The 23,718-nt window shown below is 72.6% G+C and carries 19 protein-coding genes; 11 read left to right on the top strand and 8 right to left on the bottom strand.

The features are described 5' to 3' along the window. Window positions 1-172: 172 nt before the first annotated feature. Complete coding sequence (gene ftsH, locus C7Y72_RS14695; protein ID WP_230316065.1) at window positions 173-2,281, top strand: ATP-dependent zinc metalloprotease FtsH; 2,109 nt, start codon at window positions 173-175, stop codon at window positions 2,279-2,281. Between the two features lie 64 nt (window positions 2,282-2,345). Here the strand turns inward: ftsH and C7Y72_RS14690 are convergent, their stop codons facing one another. Next, the gene (locus C7Y72_RS14690; RefSeq protein ID WP_107570375.1) at window positions 2,346-3,254 is read right to left on the bottom strand and encodes a TIGR01777 family oxidoreductase; all 909 of its coding nucleotides are present in this window, start codon (window positions 3,252-3,254) and stop codon (window positions 2,346-2,348) included. 77 nt (window positions 3,255-3,331) lie between these two features. After that, window positions 3,332-4,801: an NAD-dependent malic enzyme gene (locus C7Y72_RS14685; protein ID WP_107569945.1), complete on the bottom strand. Its 1,470-nt coding sequence runs from the start codon at window positions 4,799-4,801 to the stop codon at window positions 3,332-3,334. Between the two features lie 60 nt (window positions 4,802-4,861). Between C7Y72_RS14685 and C7Y72_RS14680 the strand changes: the two genes are divergently transcribed. Genes C7Y72_RS14680 through C7Y72_RS14670 form a run of 3 tightly spaced genes read left to right on the top strand, consistent with a single transcriptional unit; the run spans window position 4,862 to window position 8,847 of the window. After that, entirely contained in the window at window positions 4,862-5,761 is a 900-nt protein-coding gene (locus C7Y72_RS14680) for an oxidoreductase (RefSeq protein ID WP_107569944.1), read from the top strand. Between the two features lie 46 nt (window positions 5,762-5,807). Next, complete coding sequence (polA, locus tag C7Y72_RS14675; RefSeq protein ID WP_107569943.1) at window positions 5,808-8,402, top strand: DNA polymerase I; 2,595 nt, start codon at window positions 5,808-5,810, stop codon at window positions 8,400-8,402. A gap of 1 nt (window position 8,403) precedes the next feature. After that, window positions 8,404-8,847, top strand: coding sequence for a DMT family transporter (locus C7Y72_RS14670; RefSeq protein WP_107569942.1), 444 nt, complete (start codon window positions 8,404-8,406; stop codon window positions 8,845-8,847). 13 nt (window positions 8,848-8,860) lie between these two features. Here C7Y72_RS14670 and C7Y72_RS14665 read toward each other — a convergent pair whose 3' ends face one another. Genes C7Y72_RS14665 through C7Y72_RS14655 form a run of 3 tightly spaced genes read right to left on the bottom strand, consistent with a single transcriptional unit; the run spans window position 8,861 to window position 10,584 of the window. After that, entirely contained in the window at window positions 8,861-9,028 is a 168-nt protein-coding gene (locus tag C7Y72_RS14665) for a DUF2256 domain-containing protein (protein WP_199223981.1), read from the bottom strand. Further along, window positions 9,028-9,348, bottom strand: a complete 321-nt coding sequence (locus C7Y72_RS14660; RefSeq protein WP_107569941.1) for a hypothetical protein — start codon at window positions 9,346-9,348, stop codon at window positions 9,028-9,030. The genes C7Y72_RS14665 and C7Y72_RS14660 overlap by 1 nt, the downstream gene beginning before the upstream one ends. Before the next feature lie 39 nt (window positions 9,349-9,387). Further along, window positions 9,388-10,584: an FAD-dependent oxidoreductase gene (locus C7Y72_RS14655; protein ID WP_107569940.1), complete on the bottom strand. Its 1,197-nt coding sequence runs from the start codon at window positions 10,582-10,584 to the stop codon at window positions 9,388-9,390. Window positions 10,585-10,665: 81 nt separating this feature from the next. Between C7Y72_RS14655 and rpsA the strand changes: the two genes are divergently transcribed. From rpsA to C7Y72_RS14640, 3 genes are all read left to right on the top strand, one after another. Continuing rightward, a complete protein-coding gene (rpsA, locus tag C7Y72_RS14650; RefSeq protein ID WP_107569939.1) occupies window positions 10,666-11,970 on the top strand; it encodes a 30S ribosomal protein S1 in 1,305 nt (434 codons plus the stop codon). 4 nt (window positions 11,971-11,974) lie between these two features. Continuing rightward, on the top strand, window positions 11,975-12,601 hold the full coding sequence (gene coaE, locus C7Y72_RS14645; protein WP_233243882.1) for a dephospho-CoA kinase: 627 nt from the start codon (window positions 11,975-11,977) through the stop codon (window positions 12,599-12,601). Between the two features lie 107 nt (window positions 12,602-12,708). Continuing rightward, window positions 12,709-13,407: a lytic transglycosylase domain-containing protein gene (locus C7Y72_RS14640; RefSeq protein ID WP_107569938.1), complete on the top strand. Its 699-nt coding sequence runs from the start codon at window positions 12,709-12,711 to the stop codon at window positions 13,405-13,407. A 24-nt stretch (window positions 13,408-13,431) separates the two neighbouring features. On the opposite strand, the gene C7Y72_RS14635 is transcribed toward C7Y72_RS14640, so the two are convergent. Next, window positions 13,432-14,733 (bottom strand): sensor histidine kinase, encoded by a 1,302-nt coding sequence (locus C7Y72_RS14635; RefSeq protein WP_107569937.1) that lies wholly within the window; start codon window positions 14,731-14,733, stop codon window positions 13,432-13,434. Between the two features lie 179 nt (window positions 14,734-14,912). On the opposite strand from C7Y72_RS14635, the gene uvrB reads away from it, so the two are divergent. The 3 genes from uvrB to C7Y72_RS14620 all read left to right on the top strand — a co-directional run bounded on the left by uvrB (window position 14,913) and on the right by C7Y72_RS14620 (window position 18,694). Further along, window positions 14,913-16,937 (top strand): excinuclease ABC subunit UvrB, encoded by a 2,025-nt coding sequence (gene uvrB, locus C7Y72_RS14630; protein WP_107569936.1) that lies wholly within the window; start codon window positions 14,913-14,915, stop codon window positions 16,935-16,937. 6 nt (window positions 16,938-16,943) lie between these two features. Next, on the top strand, window positions 16,944-17,729 hold the full coding sequence (locus tag C7Y72_RS14625) for an HhH-GPD family protein (protein WP_107569935.1): 786 nt from the start codon (window positions 16,944-16,946) through the stop codon (window positions 17,727-17,729). 119 nt (window positions 17,730-17,848) lie between these two features. After that, window positions 17,849-18,694 carry a DivIVA domain-containing protein gene (locus tag C7Y72_RS14620; RefSeq protein WP_107569934.1) on the top strand — a complete coding sequence of 282 codons (846 nt, stop codon included), beginning with the start codon at window positions 17,849-17,851 and terminating at the stop codon, window positions 18,692-18,694. Here C7Y72_RS14620 and rarD read toward each other — a convergent pair. Beyond that, a complete protein-coding gene (rarD, locus tag C7Y72_RS14615) occupies window positions 18,676-19,596 on the bottom strand; it encodes an EamA family transporter RarD (protein WP_199223979.1) in 921 nt (306 codons plus the stop codon). The genes C7Y72_RS14620 and rarD overlap by 19 nt on opposite strands. Before the next feature lie 70 nt (window positions 19,597-19,666). Here rarD and uvrA point away from each other — a divergent pair, with 70 nt between their 5' ends. Then, window positions 19,667-22,591 (top strand): excinuclease ABC subunit UvrA, encoded by a 2,925-nt coding sequence (uvrA, locus tag C7Y72_RS14610; RefSeq protein ID WP_107569933.1) that lies wholly within the window; start codon window positions 19,667-19,669, stop codon window positions 22,589-22,591. 383 nt (window positions 22,592-22,974) lie between these two features. Here uvrA and C7Y72_RS14605 read toward each other — a convergent pair whose 3' ends face one another. Then, window positions 22,975-23,697, bottom strand: a complete 723-nt coding sequence (locus C7Y72_RS14605) for a lysophospholipid acyltransferase family protein (protein ID WP_199223978.1) — start codon at window positions 23,695-23,697, stop codon at window positions 22,975-22,977. Window positions 23,698-23,718: the final 21 nt, after the last annotated feature.

Raw genomic sequence — 23,718 nt, 5'->3', positions numbered from 1 at the left:
GCCCCAGCGGGGCGCGATCCGGGCACTCTAACGACCCGCCCACCCAGCGCAACCCCGTTCGGTCGGGGCCGCTTCGACAACGTGGCAGGGTCGCGCGGACGGCGCCAGCCGCACCGGCGCAGGGGAACCGTGGGACCCCGACCTCCCTGCTCCGTACCATTGGTGACGAGCGATGCCCGAGCCTTCCGATCCGACCAGCGGCAGCCGCAGCGCCGCCAACGACACCCAGACGGGGCAGCGGCCGCGGACCCCGGTCCCGCGCGAGCGTCCGGGCGAGCAGGAGAAGCCGCCCTGGCGCGTGAGCCCGGCGCCCGACGGTCGCGGCGGTCCGCCGCCGAAGGGGCCGATGAAGAGCGGCATCTCCTGGCGGCGCTTCGGGATCATCCTGCTGGCGCTGTTCGCGCTGAACTTCTTCCTCACGACGCTGCTGCCCGGGGCGGACCGCCCGACGCGGATCTCCTACAACCCGACGTTCCTGCTCCAGCTCGACCGCGGCAACGTGCAGTCGATCTCCTCGCGCGGCGAGACCCTGAGCGGGGAGTTCAAGAAGGACGTCGACCCGCCGGGCGAGGCGGGGCCGACCGCGCGGTTCTCCACCGAGATCCCGACGTTCGCCGACGCCGACAAGCTCTCGGCGCTGCTGCTGGAGAAGAACGTCGAGATCAACGCGTCGCCGCCGCGCCAGGGCCGCAGCCTGCTGGCGAACCTCATGGTCGCGCTGCTCCCGACGCTGCTGCTGCTCGGTGGCTTCCTCTACCTCATGCGCCGCGCCGCCCAGGGGCAGAGCGGGCCGATGGCCGCGTTCGGCCGCTCGAAGGCCAAGCGCGTGGGGGAGGAGCAGATCCGCACGACGTTCGCGGACGTCGCCGGCATCGACGAGGTCAAGCGCGAGCTGTCGGAGATCGTCGACATGCTCAAGAACCCCGACCGCTACAAGAAGCTCGGCGCGCGCGTGCCGAAGGGCGTGCTGCTGTCCGGCCGGCCCGGCACCGGCAAGACGCTGCTGGCGCGCGCCACCGCGGGCGAGGCGAACGCCGCGTTCTTCACGGCGTCGGCGTCGGAGTTCATCGAGATGATCGTGGGCGTCGGCGCCTCGCGCGTGCGCGACCTGTTCGACCAGGCCAAGAAGGCCGCCCCGGCGATCATCTTCATCGACGAGATCGACGCGATCGGCCGCTCGCGGTCGGGTGGCGGCGGCTTCGGTGGCGGCGGGCACGACGAGCGCGAGCAGACGCTCAACCAGATCCTCACCGAGATGGACGGCTTCGACCCCTCCGCCGGTGTCGTGGTGCTGGCGGCGACGAACCGGCCGGACGTGCTCGACGCCGCGCTGCTGCGCGCGGGGCGGTTCGACCGCCGGGTCGAGATCGCGCCGCCGGACGTCGTGGGGCGCCAGGCGATCCTGAAGGTGCACACGCGCGGCATGCCGCTCGACGACTCCGTGGACCTCGAGGCGGTCGCCGCCACGACCCCGGGCATGGTCGGCGCGGACCTCGCGAACCTCGTCAACGAGGCCGCGCTGCTCGCCGCGCGCCGCGAGCACGAGACGATCGTCATGTCGGACATCACCGACGCGCTGGAGAAGATCCTGCTGGGCACCGAGCGCGGCGTCGTGATGAGCGACGCGGAGCGCGAGCGGACCGCCTACCACGAGGCGGGCCACGCGCTGGTCGGCATGCTCACCCCGGGCGCGGACCCGGTCCGCAAGGTCTCGATCATCCCGCGCGGCCAGGCGCTCGGCGTCACGGTCTCGGCGCCGGAGAGCGACGTCTACAACTACGACCAGCAGTACCTGCGCGGGAAGATCCTCGTCGCGCTGGGCGGCCGGGTCGCCGAGGAGGTCGTGTACGACACGATCACCGCCGGGGCCGAGTCCGACATCCAGCACCTGACCGGGATCGCGCGCGGCATGGTGACGCGCTGGGGCATGAGCGAGGCGATCGGGCCGGTCGCGGTCGAGCCGCGCGAGGCCCAGGGCATGCTGCTCCCCGGGGCCAGCCAGGTGTCGCAGGCCACGCAGGAGCTCATCGACCAGGAGGTCCGGCGGATCGTCGACACGGCGCACCACGACGTGACGATGCTGCTGACCGAGCACCGCGACCAGCTCGAGTCGCTGACGCGCGAGCTGCTGCGGCGCGAGACGCTCGACGAGGACGACGCGTACGCGGCGGCCGGCGTCGACCGGATCCGCGCCTCGGACCTCGAGGCGCACGAGTCGCCGGACGAGGACGACGAGGTCGGGGCCGAGTCCGGCACCGGCCTGGGGCTCGAGCCCGCCTGAGCGATCCGGCGGGCGCGGCCGGATCCCGTCGCCCTGGAGGCGACGGGACCGCGACGCGGGTGGCTCAGCCCTTGCCGAGCGCGTCGGCGAGGGCCGCCTGCAGGTCCGTGTGGCGGAAGCTGTAGCCCTCCGCCAGCGGCCGCTCGGGCACGGCGCGCTGCCCCTCGGTGACGATCTCGGCCATCTGGCCGTAGAGGATCCGCAGCGCGAACGCCGGGACGGGCGAGAACGCGGGACGCTTCAGGACCTTCCCGAGCGTCTTGGAGAACGCCTTGTTCGTGACCGGCTCGGGGGCGCTGCCGTTGTACGCGCCGCTCCACGCGCTGTCGTCGAGCGCCTTGAGGTACAGGCCGACGATGTCGTCGACGTGGATCCACGGCATGTACTGCTTGCCGCCCGCGACCGGGCCGCCGACGCCCGCCTTGAACGGCGGCAGCATCGTCTTGAGCGCGCCGCCCGCCTGGTCGAGCACGACGCCCGTGCGCAGCAGCACGACCCGCACGCCGGCGGCGGACGCCTTCTCGGCCTCCTGCTCCCAGCGCACGCAGACGTCGGCGAGGAAGTCGTCGCCGGCGGGGGAGGACTCGGGGACCTTCTCGTCGCCGTGCTTGCCGTAGTAGCCGACGGCCGACGAGGACACGAGGACGGACGGCTTGGCGGTCGCCGCGGCGATGCCCGCGACGAGGTTGCGGGTGCCGGTCTCGCGGGACTCGAGGATCGCCTGCTTGCGCTGGGCGTTCCAGCGCTGCGCGACCGGCTCGCCGGCGAGGTGGACGATCGCGTCGCGGCCGTCGACGGCCTCGGCCGGCGGCGGGCCGGCCAAAAGGTCCCAGGCCAGCGCGGGCACGCCGAGCTTCTCGGAGGTCTTCTCGGGGGAGCGCGAGAGGACGAGCACGTCGTCGCCGCGGGCCTTCAGGGCGGCGACGAGCTTCGTGCCGATGAGGCCGCTCGCGCCGGTGACGGTGACCTTCATGTTCAGCAGCTCCTGGGAGTGGTGATGTTCACGCCCAGGGTACGGAGCGCGGACGCGCCCGGCTCAGACCGTCCCGCTCAGGACAGCAGCCGGTCCACGTCGCCGGCCGCGAAGCCGATCGCGTGGTCGTCGACGCGCGCCGCGCCGGTGCGGCGGGCCTCCTGCGCGACGGCCTCGGCGACCGCCGGGGCGACCTCGCGGTTGAACACCGAGGGGACGATGTAGTCCTCGCGCAGCTCGCTGTCGGGGATGATCTGGGCGATCGCGCGCGCCGCGGCCATCTTCATCTCCTCGGTGATCTGCTGGGCGCGGACGTCCAGCGCGCCGCGGAAGATCCCGGGGAAGGCCAGCACGTTGTTGATCTGGTTGGGATAGTCGCTGCGGCCGGTGGCGATGATCCGCGCGTACGGCGCGGCCTCCTCGGGGGAGACCTCCGGGTTCGGGTTCGCCATCGCGAACACCATCGCGTCCCGGTTCATCTTCGCGAGCGTCTCGGCCGGGAAGATGCGGGCGCCGGAGAGGCCGATGAAGAGGTCGCAGCCGTCGATCGCGTCGGCCGGGGTGCCGGTGATCTTCTCCGGGTTGGAGTGCTCGGCGTACCAGCGCTTCATGCTGTTCATCGAGCCGTCCTGGTAGTCGGCGCGCTCGGTGCTCACGACGCCGCGCGAGTCCGCGCCGATGACGTGGCGCACGCCCGCCTCCATGAGGATCTTCGTGACCGCGACGCCGGCGGCACCGAGCCCGGTCACGAGCACGCGCAGGTCCATGAGGTCGCGGCCGGTGATCTTGCACGCGTTCAGCAGGGCGGCGAGCGTCACGATCGCGGTGCCGTGCTGGTCGTCGTGGAAGACCGGGATGTCGAGCTCGGCCTTCAGCCGGTCCTCGATCTCGAAGCAGCGCGGCGCCGAGATGTCCTCGAGGTTCACGCCGCCGAAGGTCGGCGCGAGCAGCTTGACCGTGCGGACGATCTCGTCCGTGTCCTTCGTGTCGAGGCAGATCGGGAACGCGTCGACGCCTGCGAACTCCTTGAACAGGCAGGCCTTGCCCTCCATCACGGGCATCGCGGCCTCGGGGCCGATGTCGCCCATGCCCAGGACCGCGGTGCCGTCGCTGACGACGGCCACCGTGTTGCGCTTGATCGTGTACTGGAACGCCTTGTCGCGGTCGTCCGCGATGGCCTGGCAGACGCGTGCGACGCCCGGCGTGTACGCCATCGAGAGGTCGTCGCGGGTCTTCAGCGGCGCCTTGTTCGCCTGCTCGATCTTGCCGCCGACGTGCATGAGGAAGGTGCGGTCGGTCGTGTCGACCACGTGCGCGCCGTCGAGGCCCTCGATCGCGGCGGTGATCGCGTCCCAGTGGTCGGGGCCCGCGGCGTCGACGGTGATGTCGCGCACCAGCGTCTCGTCGGCGACCTCGACGAGGTCGACCGCCCCGATGACGCCGCCGGCGTCGCCGATCGCCGACGCCACGCGGCCCAGCATGCCCGGCTTGTGCGCGATCTCGACGCGGATCGTGAGGCTGTACTGGGCGGATGGGGTGACGCTCATGGGCGGCGAACTGTACAAGCGTCCGTGATCGCGGACGTTCCCGGTCGATACGGTCCAGGGATGAGCGCATGGACCGCGGCGGACCTGCCGCGACAGGACGGGCGGACCGTCGTCGTCACCGGGGCCAACAGCGGGATCGGACTCGTCACGGCGCGGGAGCTCGCGCGCGCGGGCGCCCGGGTCGTGCTGGCCTGCCGCAGCTTCGAGCGGGGGCGCGCCGCCGCCGCGACGATGACGGGGGAGGTGGACGTCCGCGCGCTCGACCTCGCGGACCTCGGGTCGGTGCGCGGCTTCGTCGACGGGCTCGATGGCCCGATCGACGTCCTCGTCAACAACGCGGGCGTGATGGCGCTGCCCTACCGGCTGACCGCCGACGGGTTCGAGATGCAGCTCGGCACCAACCACCTCGGCCACTTCGCGCTCACCGGCCTGCTGCTCGGGCGGATCACGGACCGCGTCGTCACCGTCTCCAGCGGCTTCCACCGCCTCGGGACGATGGACTTCGACGACCTCATGTGGGAGCGCGGCTACCACCGCTGGAAGGCCTACGCGCGGTCGAAGCTCGCGAACCTGCTGTTCACGCTCGAGCTGCAGCGCCGCCTCGCCGCCGCCGACGCGCCGGTCCGCGCGGTCGCCGCGCACCCCGGCTACGCGGCGACGGGGCTGCAGGCGCACACCGAGACCGTCCAGGACCGCGTCATGGGCCTGCTCAACCGCGTCGTCGCGCAGTCGCCCGAGCGGGGCGCGCTGCCGACGCTCTACGCGGCGACCCAGGACCTGCCCGGCGCCGCGTACGTCGGGCCGGACGGCCCGGGGGAGATGCGTGGCGCGCCGCAGCTCGTCGGCATGAGCGGGGCGGCACAGGACCCGGCGGCCGCGCGGCGCCTGTGGGACGCCAGCGAGGCGCTCACCGGCGTCACGTTCGAGTTCGCCGGCTCCGGCGTCGCCGCATCGGCCTGAGCCGCGCGGTCCGGGTCGGTCACGCCCGGCCGCTAGGTTGGGCGTGATGCCCGACGACCTGTTCCTCATCGACGGCAACTCGCTCGCCTACCGGGCGTTCTTCGCGCTCCCCGAGTCGATCGCGACCTCCACCGGGTTCCCGACGAACGCGATCTTCGGCTTCGCGTCGATGCTCGTGAAGATCATGACCGAGCACGGCCAGAAGCCCACCGTGGTCGTCTGGGACGCCGGGCACTCGGGCCGCAAGGAGGTCTACCCCGACTACAAGGCGCAGCGGACCTCGCGCCCGTCGCTGCTGAAGCAGCAGTGGCCGCACCTCGAGGAGATCGTCGACGCGTTCGGCTACGCGAACGTGCGCGTGGAGGGGTTCGAGGCCGACGACGTCATCGCGTCGATCGCCGAGAAGGCCCGCCACGCCGAACCGCCGGTCCCGGTGACGATCGTCACCGGCGACCGCGACGCCTTCCAGCTGATCGACGACGACGGCCTCGTCACGATCATGGCCACCGCCCGCGGCATCACCGACACCAAGAGCTACGACCGGCAGGCGGTCATCGACCGGTACGGCATCCCGCCCGAGCTGATCCCCGACTTCTACGGATTGAAGGGGGACACCTCCGACAACATCCCGGGCGTCCCGGGGATCGGGGACAAGACCGCCGCGACGCTGCTGCAGCAGTTCGGCGACCTCGAGACCGTGCTCGCCTCGATCGACGAGATCAGCGGCGCCAAGCGCAAGGAGAACCTGACCAACCACGCGCAGGACGCGCGGATCAGCCGCGATCTCGCGCGGATGAACCGGCAGGTCGAGGTCGACCTCGACCCGACCGAGGCGGCGGCGCGCGAACCGGACCGCTCACGGCTGCGCGAGGTGTTCCGCGAGTTCGAGCTGCGCGACCCGCTGCGGCGCCTCGAGGAGGCGCTCGGCTCCAGCGAGGAGGCGGCGCCCGCCGCGCCCACCGAGTCGCAGGTCGGCGCCGTCGTGCGCGAGGCGACGCTCGAGGACGTCACGGCGCTCCCCGCGGGCGCCGAGGTCGCGATCGCCGTGCACGCCCCCGAGGTCGCCGAGGGCGAGCTGTTCGCCGCCGAGCCGACCTGGCGGTTCGGCGTCTTCCCGACGGCCGACGACGCGCGTGATGTGCTCGTCGGCGAGGCGGCCCGGCCCGAGGACCTCGTCGCCGCCCTGGGCGACCGGCCGGTCGTGGCCCACGACGCGAAGGAGCTCGGCCTCGTGCCGCCCGGCCTCGCGCTCGACACGATGCTCGCCGCCTACCTGCTCGAGCCCGCCCGGCGCGGCTACCCGTTCGCCGAGCTCTGCGAGGAGCGCGGCTTCGGGACCGCGGTCGAGGACCCGGCGGGCGCCGCCGCCGTCCTCTGCGCGGCCCTGGCCGGCTGGCAGCGCGAGCAGCTCGCCGACCGCGGCCTGCAGGGCCTGATGGACGAGATCGAGCTGCCGCTCGTCGACGTGCTGCGCGCGATGGAGGTCGCGGGCGTCAAGCTCGACAAGCCGCGCCTCGCAGCGATCCGCGAGCGGGTGCACGACGAGATCGTCGCGCTGGAGCGCGAGGTCTGGGAGCTCGCGGGGGAGGAGTTCGTGCTCGGCTCCCCGCAGCAGCTCGGGCAGATCCTGTTCGAGAAGCTCGGCCTGTCGCGCAAGCGGCGCGGCAAGACCGGCTTCTCCACGGACGCCCGCGTGCTGCAGGCGATCCGCGACGAGCACCCCGTGGTGCCGAAGATCGAGCGCTGGCGCGAGCTCAACCAGCTCGCCAAGACCTACCTGGACGTGCTGCCGAACCTCACCGACGAGGAGTCGCGGATCCACACGACGTTCCTGCAGGCCGTCGCGCAGACCGGGCGGCTCTCCTCGACGAACCCGAACATGCAGAACGTCCCCGTCCGCACCGAGCTCGGCCGCGAGATCCGCGGCTGCTTCGAGGCCGCCGAGGGCATGGTGCTGCTGAGCGCCGACTACGAGCAGGTCGAGCTGCGCGTGCTCGCCCACGCGGCGGGCGAGCAGGTGCTCAAGGACATCTTCCTGCGCGGCGAGGACGTCCACACCGCGACCGCCTCGCAGGTCTTCGGCAAGCCCGCCGAGGAGCTCACGCCGATGGACCGCTCCAAGGCGAAGATGATCAACTACGGCATCGTCTACGGCCTCAGCGACTACGGGCTCGCGGACCGGCTGAACATCCCGCGCGAGGAGGCCAAGGAGTTCATCGACACCTACCTCGAGCGGTTCCCGGCGGTCCACGCGTTCATGACCGGGACGATCGAGCAGGCCACCGACCAGGGGCACGTCACGACGCTGTACGGGCGTCGCCGGCAGATCCCGGAGCTGAAGGCGCGCAACTACCAGGTGCGCACGCTCGGGGAGCGGCTCGCGGTCAACACCGTCATCCAGGGCACGGCCGCCGACGTCATCAAGCTCGCGATGATCGGCGCGCACCGCGCGCTGCGCGAGGAGGGCCTGACGACCCGGCTGATCCTGCAGATCCACGACGAGCTCCTGTTCGAGGGCCCGCCGGAGGAGATGGACCGCGTCCGCGAGCTCGCGATCCGCGAGATGGTCGCGCCGTGGCCGCACGACCCGCCGATGGCGGTCGCGCCCGGCGTCGGCACGACCTGGCTGGACGCGAAGTAGCGTGGACCGCTCGGCGGCCCTCGTGCTGACGGTGGTCGCCGGCGGCCTGATCGCGCTGCAGGCCCCGATCAACTCGACGCTCGGCCGCACGGTCGGCACGTTCCAGGCGGCGTTCCTCTCGTTCGCGCTGGGCACGGTGGCGCTCGCGTGCATCGCGGCGCTCGCCTCCGGCGGCCTGGACGCCATCCGCGACGCCCGCACGCTCCCCTGGTACTACGTGACCGGCGGGCTGCTCGGCGCCGTCTACGTCGCGTCGGTGCTCGTCACCGTCCGCGAGCTCGGGGCCGGCGGGGTCACCGCCGCGACGATCGCGTCGCAGCTGACGATCAGCGTGCTGATCGACCGCTTCGGCTGGCTCGGGGCCGAGCAGCAGCCGATCACCGCGACGAAGGTCGTCGGGATCGTGCTGCTCGTCGCCGGGGTCGGCCTCGTGGTGCGCGGCTGAGCCGGACGGCGGATCAGGCGTCCGCGCCGCCGTCCTGCCGCGGCCCGGTGCGCCGGCACCGCTCCGAGCAGTAGCGCACCGACTCCCAGTCGCGCGCCCACTTGCGCCGCCACGCGAACGGGCGCCCGCACGTCGCGCAGACCTTCGACGGCAGATCGCCCTTGCGGCGCATCTTCGCCATCAGCGGGCCCCCGCCGCCAGCCGCCGCGCACGCCGGTCCCAGGCGCCGGTGAACCACAGCCACGACAGCAGCCCGAGCGCCAGCGACGCACCGGTCGGCAGCGCCCGGCCCGACAGCCGACGCGCGGCGAGCAGCGCGACGGTCCCGTGGACGGCGTAGAGCGCGTGCGCGGACGCGGTCAGTGGCGCGTCGCGCGCCGGCACGCGCAGCGGCCACCACAGCCACGGGATCGCGTCGTTGAGCACGTCGCTGATCGCGTTGGCGGGCGCGTCCAGCGCGACGAGCGGGGTGCTGAGGCGGTCGGCGCGGGTCGGCGTCACGCCCGGGGTACGGGCGGGACGCCGGGGCGCGATCGCCGGCTACGCGGCGGCGACGACCGGCGGTGCGGCCGGGGCGCTGCCGAGCGGCGTGACGAAGCGGTCGCCGTGCGGGCCCTCCAGCGCGTAGGAGGGCGGCGCGATGTCGAGGTAGTGGTTGAACGCCCAGTGGATGACGCGGTCGCGGTCCATGACGTCCAGCACGGTGTCGAGGATCGGGTAGCGGTTCGTCCGGCCGACGAGGTGCTGCGTGCGCAGCAGCCAGCGGAACGCCCACAGGTGCTCGTCGCAGAAGGCCGCGTAGCGGTCGAGCGCCTGCGCGCGGGTCTGGCGGCCCTCGACGACCTTGCGGAGCTCGCGCCCGGCCGCCAGGCCGAAGTACAGCGCGGGACGGATGCCCTCGGCGGTGACCGGGAAGCAGTGGCCGGCGCTGTCCCCGGCGAAGAACACGATCCCGTCGGTCGGGGCGCGCATCTGGTGCGGGATCCAGTTGCCCTGCCAGCGGTCGGCGGGCTTCTCGAGCTCCTGCGCGAGCTCGACGGTCTGGCGCTTGACGTGCTTGTGCGGGTCGAACGAGCCGACGCCGATCCGCAGCTCGTCGCCGGCCGGGAAGTTCCAGGCGTAGCCCGCCTCGACGTACTTCGGGTCGAGCCACAGCTCGAGGTCCTCGTCGGAGCCCGGGGGGTGGACCTCCAGGCCGCGGGAGACGCGCGCGTTGGGCGGCGTGACCCGCTGCCCCGACTCGCTGAGGTAGCGCGGCCAGCCGAGGCTGTCGACGATCAGCGGCGCGGTCAGGTCGCCGCGGTCGGTGTGCACGGTCTCGCCGGTGCGGCCCTCGACCTTCGCGGTCTCGAACGGCACGTCGGGCGACTGCGCCTTGAGCAGGTCGCAGATCTCGCGGTAGTCGAACGTCGAGAACGACCACGGGAGGTGCCAGCGGTAGGTCTTCGTCGTGTCGCGACCGCCGAACGCGCGCGCCCGGTGGATGACGAGGTCGTCGAACGTCTGGCGGATCGCGCCGGTGAGCCCGAGGTTCTCGAGCCACTCGGTCGGCGCGGCGCACGCGGAGGTCTGCTTCTCGCCGATCTCGTAGCGGTCGATCAGCAGCACCCGGGCCCCGGAGCCGGACAGCTCGCGGGCCGTCGCGAGCCCGGCGAAGCTCGCGCCGCAGACGAGCACGTCGTACTCGCCGCCGAGGGGGGTGCGGTCGTCGCCGCGCTTGGTCGCTCTGACGGGCATGAGGGTCCGGATTCTACGGCTCCGTCCCGCGGGTGGCCGGCAAGCGGCAGACCGCACCATCGCGCTACCCTTGCCGGACCAATGACCACCATCACTACCGACCCCACTACGGACGCGAAGGTCGTCGAAGGTTCTGACGGCCTGCTGCTCGAGATCGACGGGCAGATCGTTCCGAACTACGACGCCACCTTCTCGCCCTTCGAGGAGGGCGAAGTCGTCTCCGGCATCGTCGTCCGCATCGACAAGGACGAGGTCCTCGTCGACATCGGATACAAGAGCGAGGGGGTCATCCCCAACAACGAGCTCTCGATCCGCAAGAACGTCGATCCCAACGAGGAGGTCACCCTCGGCGAGGAGATCGACGCGCTCGTCCTCACCAAGGAGGACCAGGACGGTCGCCTGATCGTCTCCAAGAAGCGCGCCCGCTTCGAGAAGGCCTGGCGTCGCATCGAGGCCGCCGCCGAGTCCGGCGAGCCGGTCGAGGGTCACGTCATCGAGGTCGTCAAGGGCGGCCTGATCATCGACCTCGGCGTCCGCGGCTTCCTGCCCGCGTCGCTCGTCGACATCCGCCGCGTGCCCGATCTCGACCAGTACATGGGCACGACGATCGAGTGCAAGGTCATCGAGCTCAACCGCTCCCGCAACAACGTGGTGCTCTCGCGCCGCGCCGTGCTGGAGGAGGAGCGCAAGGAGCAGCGCCAGGAGATCCTGGACCGCCTGCAGCCCGGCCTCGTCGTCGAGGGCCAGATCTCGAACATCGTCGACTTCGGCGCGTTCGTGGACCTCAACGGCATCGACGGCCTCATCCACATCTCCGAGCTGTCGTGGTCGCACGTCAACCACCCGTCCGAGATCCTCAACATCGGCGACACCGTCGCGGTGAAGGTCCTCGACATCGACCGTGACCGCCAGCGCATCTCCCTCGGTCTCAAGCAGACCCAGGAGGACCCGTGGCAGCGCGTCGTCGACACGTACAACGTCGGTGACGAGCTCGAGGGCACCGTCACCAAGGTCGTCACGTTCGGCGCCTTCGTCGAGATCCTCGACGGCGTCGAGGGCCTCGTGCACATCTCCGAGCTCGCGGCGCACCACGTCGAGAACCCGCGCGAGATCGTCCAGCCGGGCGACGACGTGCGCGTGAAGATCCTCGAGATCGACTCCGAGCGCCGCCGGCTCTCGCTGTCGGTCAAGCGCGTCGAGGGGCAGGAGCTCCCGCGTCGCGAGTGGATCGACGACATCGACGGTGCCGGCGCCGGCAGCCTCGACGACGTGCCGGACCTCGGGCTCAGCGAGGACGTCTTCGCGGGCGAGGCCCCTGCCGCCGAGGCCCCGGCTGCCGAGGCGGCCCCGCAGGAGCCCGCTCCCGAGACGGACGAGCAGGCCTAGCAGCGTGTCGGACCCCCGCGCCGGGTCGGCGCCGGTGCCGTTCATCGGTCTCACCGGCGGACTGGGCGCGGGGAAGTCCACGGCGCTCGCCGCGTTGCAGCGGCTGGGCGCCGTGACCCTCTCCACCGACGCGGTGGTGCACGAGCTCTACGCCGACGACGAGGTCCGCGACCTCGTCGTGCAGCGCTGGGGCCCGGAGGTGGCCCCCGACGGCGTCGTCGACCGCCAGGCGGTCGCGCGCGCCGCGTTCGCCGCCCCGGAGGAGCGTCAGTGGCTCGAGCAGCTGCTGTGGCCGCGCGTCGGGGCGCGCGTCGTCGCGTTCCGCCAGGCGGCGCAGGATGCCGACCCGCCGCCCGTCGCGGCCGTCGTCGAGACGCCGCTGCTGTTCGAGGCCGGGATGGAGGGCGCCTACGACGCCACGGTCGCGATCACCGCGCCCGAGGAGGTCCGGGCCGCCCGGGCCGCCGCCCGCGGCCACGCCGCCGTGGACGAGCGCGCCTCCCGGCAGCTCACGCAGGAGGAGAAGGCCGCGCGCGCCACGCACCACGTCGTCAACGACGGGGACGTCGCGCAGCTCGAGGACCGTCTCGCCGCCGTGCTGGCCGCGGTCACCGCGGCGTCCGGCGCCTGAAGGACCGCCGCCGGCAGGAACGCCCGCTGGGGCGGCGTAGAGAAGGGGGACGGGCCTGAAGTCACGCAGACGTCGGGCCCGCACGTCAGACTCCGTGCTGCCGCCGCATGAGCCCGCGTCCCGCCACCGCCACCCACCGCGCCGCCCCGCGCCCCGCCCCGCGGGCCCGCACCGCCCAGCGGCGGCGCGTCGACGCGCTCGCGGCCCGGCGGGCGGCCGCCGCCCGCCGGCGCCAGCTGCGCCGGCGTCGTGCCGCGCTGGTGGTCACCGCGCTGCTGTCGCTCGCGGGGGGCGGCACGCTGCTCGCGCCGACGTTCAACGACGCGGTGCAGGAGATCACCCTGCCGCTGAAGCACGAGGACATCATCCGCCAGCAGGCCGCCGACAAGGGCCTGGACCCGGCGCTGATCGCCGCGGTGATCTTCGCCGAGTCGCACTTCCGCGACCAGACGTCCTCGGCCGGGGCGAAGGGCCTGATGCAGCTCACGCCCGCGACCGCGCACTACATCGCCGACAAGTCCGGCGGCGTCACGTTCGAGACCGGGGACCTCTCGACGCCGCAGGTCAACATCTCCTACGGCTCGTACTACCTGCGCTACCTGCTCGACAAGTACGAGGGGAACACGACGCTCGCGCTCGCCGCCTACAACGGCGGGGAGGGGAACGTCGACCGCTGGCGCTCCGAGCGCGGCGGGCAGCTGCGCGTGCAGGACATCCCGTTCCCGGAGACCCGCACCTACGTCGCGAAGGTCCAGCAGGCCCGCCGCGACTACCGCACGAGCTACGCGGCCGAGCTCGGCCTGTAGCGGCGGCGCGCCGCGCGCCCGCCGTCAGCCCGGGAGCCGCACGCGCACCGCGGTCCCGCGCGCCTGCGCGGACTCGACGACGAGCCAGCCGCCCGCGGCCTCGACCCGCTCGCGCGTGGACGCCAGGCCGATGTGCCCGTCGCCGACCGCCTCCTGCTCGCGGCCGTCGGCCATCCCGACGCCGTCGTCGACGACCTCGAGGTCGATCCAGCCGTCGGTCGCCTCGACGCGGACGACGACCTGGTCGGCGTCGGCGTGCTTGGCGGCGTTGGTGACGAGCTCGCGCACGAGCGAGAAGACGAGCTCGTCGTGGCGTCCGCAGGCGGCCTCGTCGACGTCGACCCGGGCCTCGAAGCCGGTGCGCTCGGCCTGCTCGTGCGCCAGGCGCGCGATCGCCCCGGCCAGGCCACCGCTGGACAGCGTGATCGGGTGCAGCTGGCGGACCGTGCGGCGCAGGTCGCCGATCCCGTCGGCGAGGTTGCGCTGCGCGTGCAGCAGCGTCGCGCGGGAGGCGTCGTCCCGGGGCACGACCTCCCCGAGGTCCTGGGCGGCCGCCAGCAGCGTCTGCAGCGCGTGGTCGTGCAGCGCCTCCGAGAGCCGCCGGCTGGCGCGCTCCTCCGCCGCGAGCGCCTGCGCGAGCAGACCGCGGCGCAGCGCGTACAGCTCGCTCGTGCGGGCCGCGGCCCGGACGCGGACGCGGCTGGCGAGCACGGCGATGACCATCGTGGCGGCGAGCGCGAGCGTGACGACCAGCAGGGTGCGGGCCGCGTCCCCGTCGCCGCTGGCGATCTCGACGATCGCGCAGGCGAGGAACGCCAGGTACGGGACGACCGGGAGCAGCCCGGTCTCGCGCGGCGTGTACAGGACCGTGAGGAGCGACGGGATGGCGATCAGCGGCACGGCGACGAGGCTGTCGGTCCCGCCGCTCAGCGGGAACGCGGCGGCGACGAACAGTCCGTCGACGAGCGAGCACCACAGCAGCGGCAGCGGCAGCCGCCGGTGGCGCAGGACGCGGAGGTTCGTCCACAGCGTCCAGGCGACGCCGAGGACGAGCAGGACCCACAGGCCGTCCTCGCGGGTCGGGCCGAGGAACGCGGCGGCCGCGGTGGCCGTGGTGAGGGCCAGGCGACCGCGCGCGAGCGTGACGGCGCCCTCCCGGCGCGTGAGCTCGTCGACGCTCCCGGGCTCCGCCGAGAGCCGCGCGGCGATCCCTGCGGCACGGCCGTGACCCGGGGCACGGCGGTCATGACGGACCGGGGCGGGGTCCGATGGCGGCCCTGAAATCGGTGTGTCACGAGCGGGTGGGATGGGTCGCGGCAGGCTCATCGTGCTGGCGCGGCCTCCTGCCGCCGGGTCCGGCTCCCTCGTCGTCCCACGTCCTTGCACCTTCGTCGTGCGGTGGACCCCCGCGCGGAGTGTCGCAGAAGCGGGGCGGACGGCACCTGCCCGCGTCGGGGCCGGCATCTAGGACAGGAACCGGTCGGGGCGCTCGCTACCCTCGGTCGGTGCCGCCCTTCCGCCTCGACTCGACGTTCAGCCCCGCCGCCGACCAGCCCCAGGCGATCGAGAAGATCGCCGCGGCCGTCGAGCGCGGCGACCGCTTCACGACGCTCCTGGGCGCCACCGGCACCGGCAAGACGATGACGATGGCCGCCACGATCGAGAAGCTCCAGCGGCCGACGCTCGTGATGGCGCACAACAAGACGCTCGCCGCCCAGCTGTGCAACGAGTTCCGCACGTTCTTCCCCGACAACGCGGTCGAGTACTTCGTCTCCTACTACGACTACTACCAGCCCGAGGCGTACGTCCCGAGCCGCGACCTCTACATCGAGAAGGACTCGGCGATCAACGAGGAGATCGACCGGCTGCGCCACGCCGCCACCGCCGCGCTGTTCGCCCGCCGCGACGTCCTCATCGTCGCGTCGGTCTCCGCGATCTACGGCATGGGCTCGCCCGAGACCTACGACGAGAACCTCCAGACGCTGCGCAAGGGGGAGGAGATCGACCGCGACGCGCTGCTGCGCAAGCTCGTGTCGATCCAGTACGTGCGCAACGACACCGCGCTCGGCCGCGGCTCGTTCCGGGTCCGCGGCGAGTCGCTGGAGATCTTCCCCGCCTACGCCGAGTCCGCCTACCGCGCGACGCTGTTCGGGGACGAGGTCGAGCGGCTGCAGCACTTCGACCCGCTCACCGGCGAGTTGCTGCAGGACGACCTCGAGCACGTCTCGATCTGGCCCGCGACGCACTACAACGTCAAGGAGGGGCAGATCGAGGCCGCCGTCGCCGAGATCGGCCGCGAGCTGAACGAGCGCTGCACCGAGCTCGAGGCGGAGGGCAAGCTCCTGGAGTCCCACCGGCTGCGCCAGCGCACGCAGTACGACATGGAGATGCTCAAGGAGATGGGCTTCTGCAACGGGATCGAGAACTACTCGCGGATCCTCGATGGACGGCGGCCCGGCGAGCGGCCGTACTGCCTCGTCGACTACTTCCCCGACGACTTCGTCGTGTTCCTCGACGAGTCCCACCAGACCGTGCCGCAGATCGGCGGCATGTTCGAGGGCGACCGCTCGCGCAAGCAGACCCTCGTCGACTACGGCTTCCGGCTCCCGTCGGCGATGGACAACCGCCCGCAGAAGTTCGACGAGTTCCTCTCGATCACGCCGCAGATCGTCTTCGTCTCCGCCACCCCCGGCCAGTACGAGCGGCGCAACAGCGGCGAGGTCGTCGAGCAGATCGTCCGGCCGACCGGGATCGTCGACCCGCACATCGACGTCCGCGAGACGAAGAACCAGATCGACGACCTCATGAACGAGGTCCGCACGCGGGTCGAGAAGGAGGAGCGCGTCCTCGTCACCACGCTGACGAAGAAGATGAGCGAGGACCTCACCGACTACCTGCTGGAGATGGGCTTCAAGGTCCGCTACCTCCACAGCGAGGTCGACACGCTCGAGCGCATCCAGATCATCCGCGACCTGCGGCTCGGCGAGTACGACGTGCTCGTCGGCGTCAACCTCCTGCGCGAGGGCCTCGACATCCCCGAGGTGTCGCTCGTCGCGATCCTCGACGCCGACAAGGAGGGCTTCCTGCGTGGGGAGACCTCGCTCATCCAGACGATCGGCCGCGCCGCGCGCAACGCCGACGGCACCGTGATCATGTACGCCGACAAGCGCACCGCCGCGATGGACGCCGCGATCTCCGAGACCGAGCGGCGGCGCGAGATCCAGCTCGCCTACAACGAGAAGCACGGCATCACCGCCGCGTCGATCGTCAAGGGCGTCAGCGACATCGCCGAGTTCCTCATGGCCGAGGGCAAGACGCCGAAGGGCCGCAAGCGCAGCGAGCGCAAGAAGCTTAAGACCGACGGGATGTCCACCGGCGAGCTCGAGAAGGCGATCGCCGAGCTCGAGGAGGAGATGCTCGCCGCCGCCGAGGAGCTGCGGTTCGAGTACGCGGCCCGGCTGCGCGACGAGATCCGCGGGCTCAACCGGGAGCTCGCCACCGCGCGCAACAACGCGCCCGCCGGCGCCTGAGCGGGCGTGGCGCAGGCCGACCTGCACGCGGCCGTCCTGGACTGGTACGGCCGCGTCGCCCGGGACCTCCCGTGGCGCCGGACCCGCGACCCGTACGCGATCCTCGTCAGCGAGGTCATGCTCCAGCAGACCCAGGTGGCGCGGGTCGTGCCGCGCTACGAGGCGTGGCTCGACCGCTGGCCCGACGACGCGTCGCTGGCGGCCGCCCCGACCGCCGAGGTGCTCGCGGCCTGGGTCGGCCTCGGCTACAACAGCCGCGCGGTGCGACTGCAGGAGGCCTGCCGCGTGGTCGCCCGGGACGGCTGGCCGCGCACCGCCGCCGGGCTGCGGGCGCTCCCCGGCGTCGGCCCGTACACCGCCGCCGCGGTCGCGTCGTTCGCGTTCGGCGAGCAGGTCGCGGCCGTCGACACGAACGTGCGCCGCGTCGCGCAGCGGCTCGGACGGGGGGAGCCCGAGGCGCTGCTGCCGCCCGGCCGGGCCGCGGACTGGAACCAGGCGATGATGGAGCTCGGCGCCACCGTCTGCCGGGCGCGCGACGCCGCCTGCGACGGCTGCCCGGTCGCCAAGCGGTGCGCCTCCGCGGGCCGGGTGCAGATCGCGCCGCGCGCCCGCGGCGGGACCCGCGAGCGGTTCGAGGACACCAACCGCTGGGCCCGGGGCCGGATCGTCGAGGCGCTCGCCGCGGGCGGGCCGCTGCCCGCGATGGACCCGCAGCGGCTGCGCCGCGCGCTCGACGGCCTCGTGCGCGACGGGCTCGTCGTGCGGGACGGCGACGACGTCCGCCTGCCCTGAGGCCGCCTGCCCCGAGGCCGGTCGGCCGCTGGCCGCGAGGCGGGGGCCCGACGCCGCGCGGCGCGCTAGGCTAGCCCGCGCCCGCCACCCCGCAACGAAACCTCAGAGGTGAAGAAGGCTTGGCACTGGACCCGCAGTCCATCGAGAAGAAGGACTTCCCCATCGGCCGCCGCGGCTACGAGCCCGAGGCCGTCGACGCGCACCTCGCGGCGATCAGCGCCGAGGTCGAGCAGCTGAAGCGCGCCAAGGGCGCTCCCGCGTCCGCCGGCGCCGCGTCGCTGGCGCTCGCCGCGTCCGAGCAGGTCCGCTCGATCGTCGAGGCCGCCGAGTCCAGCGCCGCCGCCATCGAGGCTGCCGCGCAGGACGAGGCCGCCCGCATCCGCGCCGAGGCGCAGAGCGACGCGCAGGGCACCCGCGACGACGCGGTCGCCAAGAGCGCCGAGCACGTCGGCAAGGTCGCGGAGTCCACGCAGCTGATGCTGCAGCGGGTCGACGCGATGGAGAGCGAGCTGGGCGCCCTGATCGAGAGCCTGCGCACCGGGGCCAACCGGCTCAACGCGGACCTCACGCTGCTGCAGGGCAACATGGGCGAGCTCTACGGGGCCGCCGGCTCCACGGTGGAGCCGCTGCCGCCGGTCCCGGCGCCCGCACCGGTCGCGGCCGACCCGGAGCCCGAGCCCGCCGCCGCGGCGGCCGAGCCGGAGGCCGCGCCCGTCGAGGAGCCCGCGGCCGCCGAGGAGGCGCCCGGCCTGTTCGCCTCCACCGAGACGGCGGCTCCCGCCGAGGCCCCGAAGGCCGACGCCGCACCCGCCGAGGGCGGGGACGTCGAGGGCGCCCGGCTGATCGCGCTGAACATGGCGCTCAACGGCTCCAGCCGCGAGGAGACCGACACATACCTCAGCGAGAACTTCGACCTCGCCGACCGGGCCGCGCTGCTCGACGAGGTCTACGCCACCATCGGCTGAGGCTCCGCGTCGCCGCTGGTCGCCGCTCGGCGCCCGGCGGCCGACGCCCGCAGCGCGTCCGCGCTGAGCACCACCAGCGCCGTCCACACGAGCGCGAAGCCCGCCCAGCGGGCCGCCGGCATCGTCTCCCCGGCGACCAGCCAGCCGATCAGGAACTGCAGGACGGGGGCGAGGTACTGCAGCAGCCCGACCGTCGACAGCGGCACCCGGGTCACGCAGGCCGAGAACAGCACGAGCGGGATCGCCGTCACGGGCCCGGCCGCCACCAGCAGCAGCGCGTGCCCGACCCCCTCGGTGGTGAACGTGCCGTCCCCCCGGGCGGCGAGCACGCCGAGGAACAGCGCGGCGGGCCCGGCGAGCACGAGCGTCTCCACCATCAGGCCCTCCGCGGCCCCGACGTCCGCGAGCTTCTTCACGAGCCCGTAGCCGGCGAAGAGGACCGCGAGGCTGACCGCGATCCACGGGAACCCGGTCGCGGAGAAGGCGGCGAGGACGACCACCGCCACGGTGCCCAGCCCCAGGGCGGCCGTCTGCGCCGGCCGCAGCCGCTCCCCGAACAGCGCCAGCCCCAGACCGACGCTCAGCAGCGGGTTGATGAAGTAGCCGAGCGCCGCCTCGATCACCCGGTCGGTCGTCACGGCGTAGATGTAGAGCCCCCAGTTCCCGGCGATCATCACCGCCGAGAGCGTCAGCAGGCGCAGGCGCCGCCGGTCCCGCAGCAGCGCCCCGACCGGGCCGAGCTGCCGCCGGAGCGCCAGGAACGCGCCGACGAACAGCAGCGACCAGCCGATCCGGTGGGCGAGCAGCTCGACCGGGCCCGCACGGTCGACGAGCGGGAAGTACAGGGGAAAGAGGCCCCACAGCCCGTAGGCGGCGACGCCGGACAGCACACCGGTGCGCATCCCGACAAGCGTCGCAGGTCGCCGGGACACCTGGGGGAACATCTGTTCGCTCCGGTACGCTTATGTGTCCATGGCGCAGCGCAACCAGATCGTCGTCAGCGGTGCTCGCGAGCACAACCTCAAGAACATCGACGTGACGCTCCCGCGCGACGCGCTCGTCGTGATCACGGGGCTCTCGGGCTCCGGCAAGTCGTCGCTGGCGTTCGACACGATCTACGCGGAGGGGCAGCGCCGCTACGTCGAGTCGCTGAGCGCCTACGCGCGCCAGTTCCTCGGGCAGATGGACAAGCCGGACGTCGACTCGATCGAGGGGCTGTCGCCGGCGATCTCGATCGACCAGAAGACGACGTCGCGCAACCCGCGCTCGACCGTCGGCACCGTCACCGAGATCTACGACTACCTGCGGCTGCTCTGGGCCCGGATCGGGCGGCCGCACTGCCACATCTGCGGCAAGCCGATCCAGGGGCAGTCCGCCGAGCAGATCATCGACCAGGTCATGGAGCAGCCCGAGGGCACGCGCTTCATGGTCCTCGCCCCGATCGTGCGCGGCCGCAAGGGCGAGTTCGGCAAGGTCTTCGAGGAGCTGCAGGCCGACGGCTTCGCGCGCGTGAAGATCGACGGGGAGCTGCGGCAGCTCGCCGACGAGGAGATCGTCCTCGACAAGAAGTTCAAGCACGACGTCTCGGTCGTCGTCGACCGACTCGTCATGCGCCCCGAAATCCGCAAGCGGCTCGCCGACTCGATCGAGACCGCGGTCGCGCTCGCGGACGGGATGGTCGAGATCGAAACGGTCCCGCGCGAGGGCGACGGCGAGCCCGTGCTGACGCTCTACTCGGAGAAGTTCGCCTGTCCCGACCACGGGGCGTCGATCGCCGAGCTCGAGCCGCGGATCTTCTCGTTCAACTCGCCGCACGGCGCATGCGAGCGGTGCACCGGGCTGGGGCACCAGATGGAGATCGACCCGGAGATGGTCGTCCCCGACGCGTCGCTGTCGATCAACGAGGGCGCGATCGCGCCGTGGGCCGGGTCGAGCTCGAGCTACTACGAGCAGATGTCGATCGCGCTCAGCGAGGTCTACGACATCGACCTCGACGCCGCGTGGGCCGATCTCGACGAGGACGCGCGCGAGGTGTTCCTGCACGGCACCCGCGGCACCGCCGTCGGCGTGACGTACACGAACCGCTACGGGCGCAAGCGGTCGTACGCGACGAAGTTCGAGGGGGTCATCCCGAACCTCGAGCGGCGCTACCGCGAGACCGACTCGGAGTGGTCGCGCGACAAGATCGAGGAGTTCATGTCGATGCGCCCGTGCCCGGCGTGCAAGGGCTCGCGGCTGCGGCCCGAGTCGCGCGCGGTGCTCGTGGGCGGCTACGCGATCCACGAGTTCTGTGCGCTCTCGGTCAAGCGGGCGCTCGTGTGGCTCGACGAGGTCGAGCTCACCGACACCGAGCGGCACATCGCGCGGCTGATCTTCCGGGAGATCGAGGAGCGGCTGCGGTTCCTCGACAACGTCGGCATCGGCTACCTCTCGATGGACCGGGCGGCGTCGACGCTCTCCGGCGGCGAGGCGCAGCGGATCCGCCTGGCGACGCAGATCGGCTCGGCGCTCGTCGGCGTCCTCTACGTGCTCGACGAGCCGTCGATCGGCCTGCACCAGCGCGACAACACGAAGCTCATCGCCACGCTCGAGCGGCTGCGGGACCTCGGCAACACCGTCCTGGTGGTCGAGCACGACGAGCAGACGATGATCGCCGCCGACCACGTCGTCGACATGGGACCGGGGGCGGGCGAGCACGGCGGGGCGATCATCGCGCAGGGCACAGCCGCCCAGGTCGCGAAGGTGAAGAAGTCGCTGACCGGCCAGTTCCTCGCCGGCACCCGTCGGGTCGAGGTGCCGGCGCAGCGGCGCACGCCCAGCGGGCACCTGGAGATCCGGGGCGCCAAGCAGCACAACCTCCGCGGGGTCGACGTGCGCGTCCCGCTCGGCACGCTCACGTGCGTGACCGGCGTGTCGGGCTCGGGCAAGTCGACGCTCGTCAACGAGGTCCTCTACAAGGCCGTCGCCAACAAGCTGCACCGGGCGCGCAACCGGCCGGGCTCCCACACGGCGGTGCTGGGGCTCGACGCGCTCGACAAGATCATCCAGGTCGACCAGTCGCCGATCGGCCGGACGCCGCGCTCCAACCCGGCGACCTACACGGGCCTCTTCGACGTCATCCGCGACCTGTTCTCCAAGACGCAGGAGGCGCGGGCCCGCGGCTACAAGGCGGGCCGGTTCTCGTTCAACGTCAAGGGCGGCCGCTGCGAGGTCTGCGCCGGTGACGGGCAGATCAAGATCGAGATGCACTTCCTGCCGGACGTGTACGTGCCGTGCGAGCAGTGCCACGGCAAGCGGTACAACAAGGAGACCCTCGACATCCGCTTCAAGGGCAAGTCGATCGCCGACGTGCTCGACATGCCGGTCGAGGAGGCGGTCGTGTTCTTCGAGAACATCCCGAAGATCCGGCGGCGGCTCGAGACCCTCAACGACGTCGGTCTCGGGTACATCCGGCTCGGCCAGCCCGCGACGACGCTGTCGGGTGGCGAGGCGCAGCGCGTCAAGCTCGCGACCGAGCTGTCGAAGATCGGCACCGGCCAGACCCTGTACATCCTCGACGAGCCGACGACCGGCCTGCACTTCGCCGACGTGCAGAAGCTGCTCGAGGTCCTGCACCGCCTCGTCGACCAGGGCAACTCGGTCGTCGTGATCGAGCACAACCTCGACGTGATCAAGACCGCCGACCGGCTGATCGACATGGGGCCCGAGGGCGGGGAGGAGGGCGGCCAGGTCGTCGCCCAGGGCACCCCGGAGGACGTGGCGGCCGAACCGGCCTCGCACACCGGCAGGTTCCTCGCCGAGCTGCTCGACCCCGCCGCGAGCCCCGCGGCCCCGGCCGCCGCCGCGAAGAAGAAGACGAAGCCGGCGCGCCGCAAGCCCGCCGGCGCGGCCGCCTGAGGCCGGCGGGCATCCCGGCGGGTCCGTGGCGGGCCGGCCGGGTGGCGGCCCGGGGTGGCGCGGCTGGTCGTGCTGTTCCGGCGGGCCGCGATCGGCGCGCCGGCCGGTCCAGCCGCTCCCGGCCGGCCCGGCCAGCCCCGCCAGCCCCGCCCGGCCGGCCCCACCGGCCCCGCCCGCACTTACGGGGTGAACGGACATTTCCAGCCCTTCCGGGGGCGGGAGATGGACAGCGTGGAGGCCGGATTCCCGACAAGGGCTCGAGACTGTCCATTTTCAGCCCCTCCAGGGTCTGGAAATGTCCGTTCACCCCCCGCGGCGGGGCACGGTGGGGGCACGGCGGGGCACGGCGGGGCTGGGTAGGGGCCGGGGCGGTGGCCCGTCCGTCAGTGCTGGCCGAGCGCGGTGGCGATCCGCTCGCGGGTGGCCTCGCGCAGGGCGGCGACGTCGGCGTAGTCGGCCGGGTCCATCGGCTCGAGAATCTGCACCGTCGCCCGGACGTGCTCCTCGAGGACCATGCCGTGCTTGGGGAGCGCCTGCGCGGTCCCGTCCACGGCGACCGGGATCAGCGGCACGCCGTGCTGGATCGCCAGCTCGAACGCTCCGTCCTTGAAGGGGCGCAGCCGTCCGTCCTTCGACCGCGTCCCCTCGGGGAAGAACAGCACCGGGTTGCCGCACTGCAGCAGCCGCGAGCAGGTGGCCAGCATGTCGATCACCGACGCGCGGTCGCCGCGCACCAGCGGCACGTAGCCGTTGAGCGTCATGTTCCAGCCGACGAACGGGATCTTGAAGTTCTCCGCCTTGGACACCCACTTGAACGGGCGCAGCAGCCCGAACAGGACGAGGATGTCGATCAGCGACGCGTGGTTGGCGACGATCACCGCCGGGCCCCGCCACGGCAGGTGCTCCCGCCCACGGACGTCGAGCCGCCAGATCGGGTTGAGCGTCACGTAGAACAGCGCCCACGCGCACGAGTACATGTGCAGCACGACCTTGCGCCGGTCGAACGGCAGCGTCACCAGCCAGACGAGGACGGCCCCGACGAAGAAGATCGGGCAGGTGATCCCGATGACCGCCCAGTAGGCGTAGGAGAAGAGTCGCAGCAGCACGCGCGGGGCAACCTACCGCGC

Source organism: Paraconexibacter algicola, from assembly GCF_003044185.1.
GTDB classification, from domain to species: Bacteria; Actinomycetota; Thermoleophilia; order Solirubrobacterales; family Solirubrobacteraceae; genus Paraconexibacter; species Paraconexibacter algicola.
The sequence above is the reverse complement of the archived record's forward strand: the minus strand, read 5'-3'. Positions and strand labels throughout refer to the sequence as shown.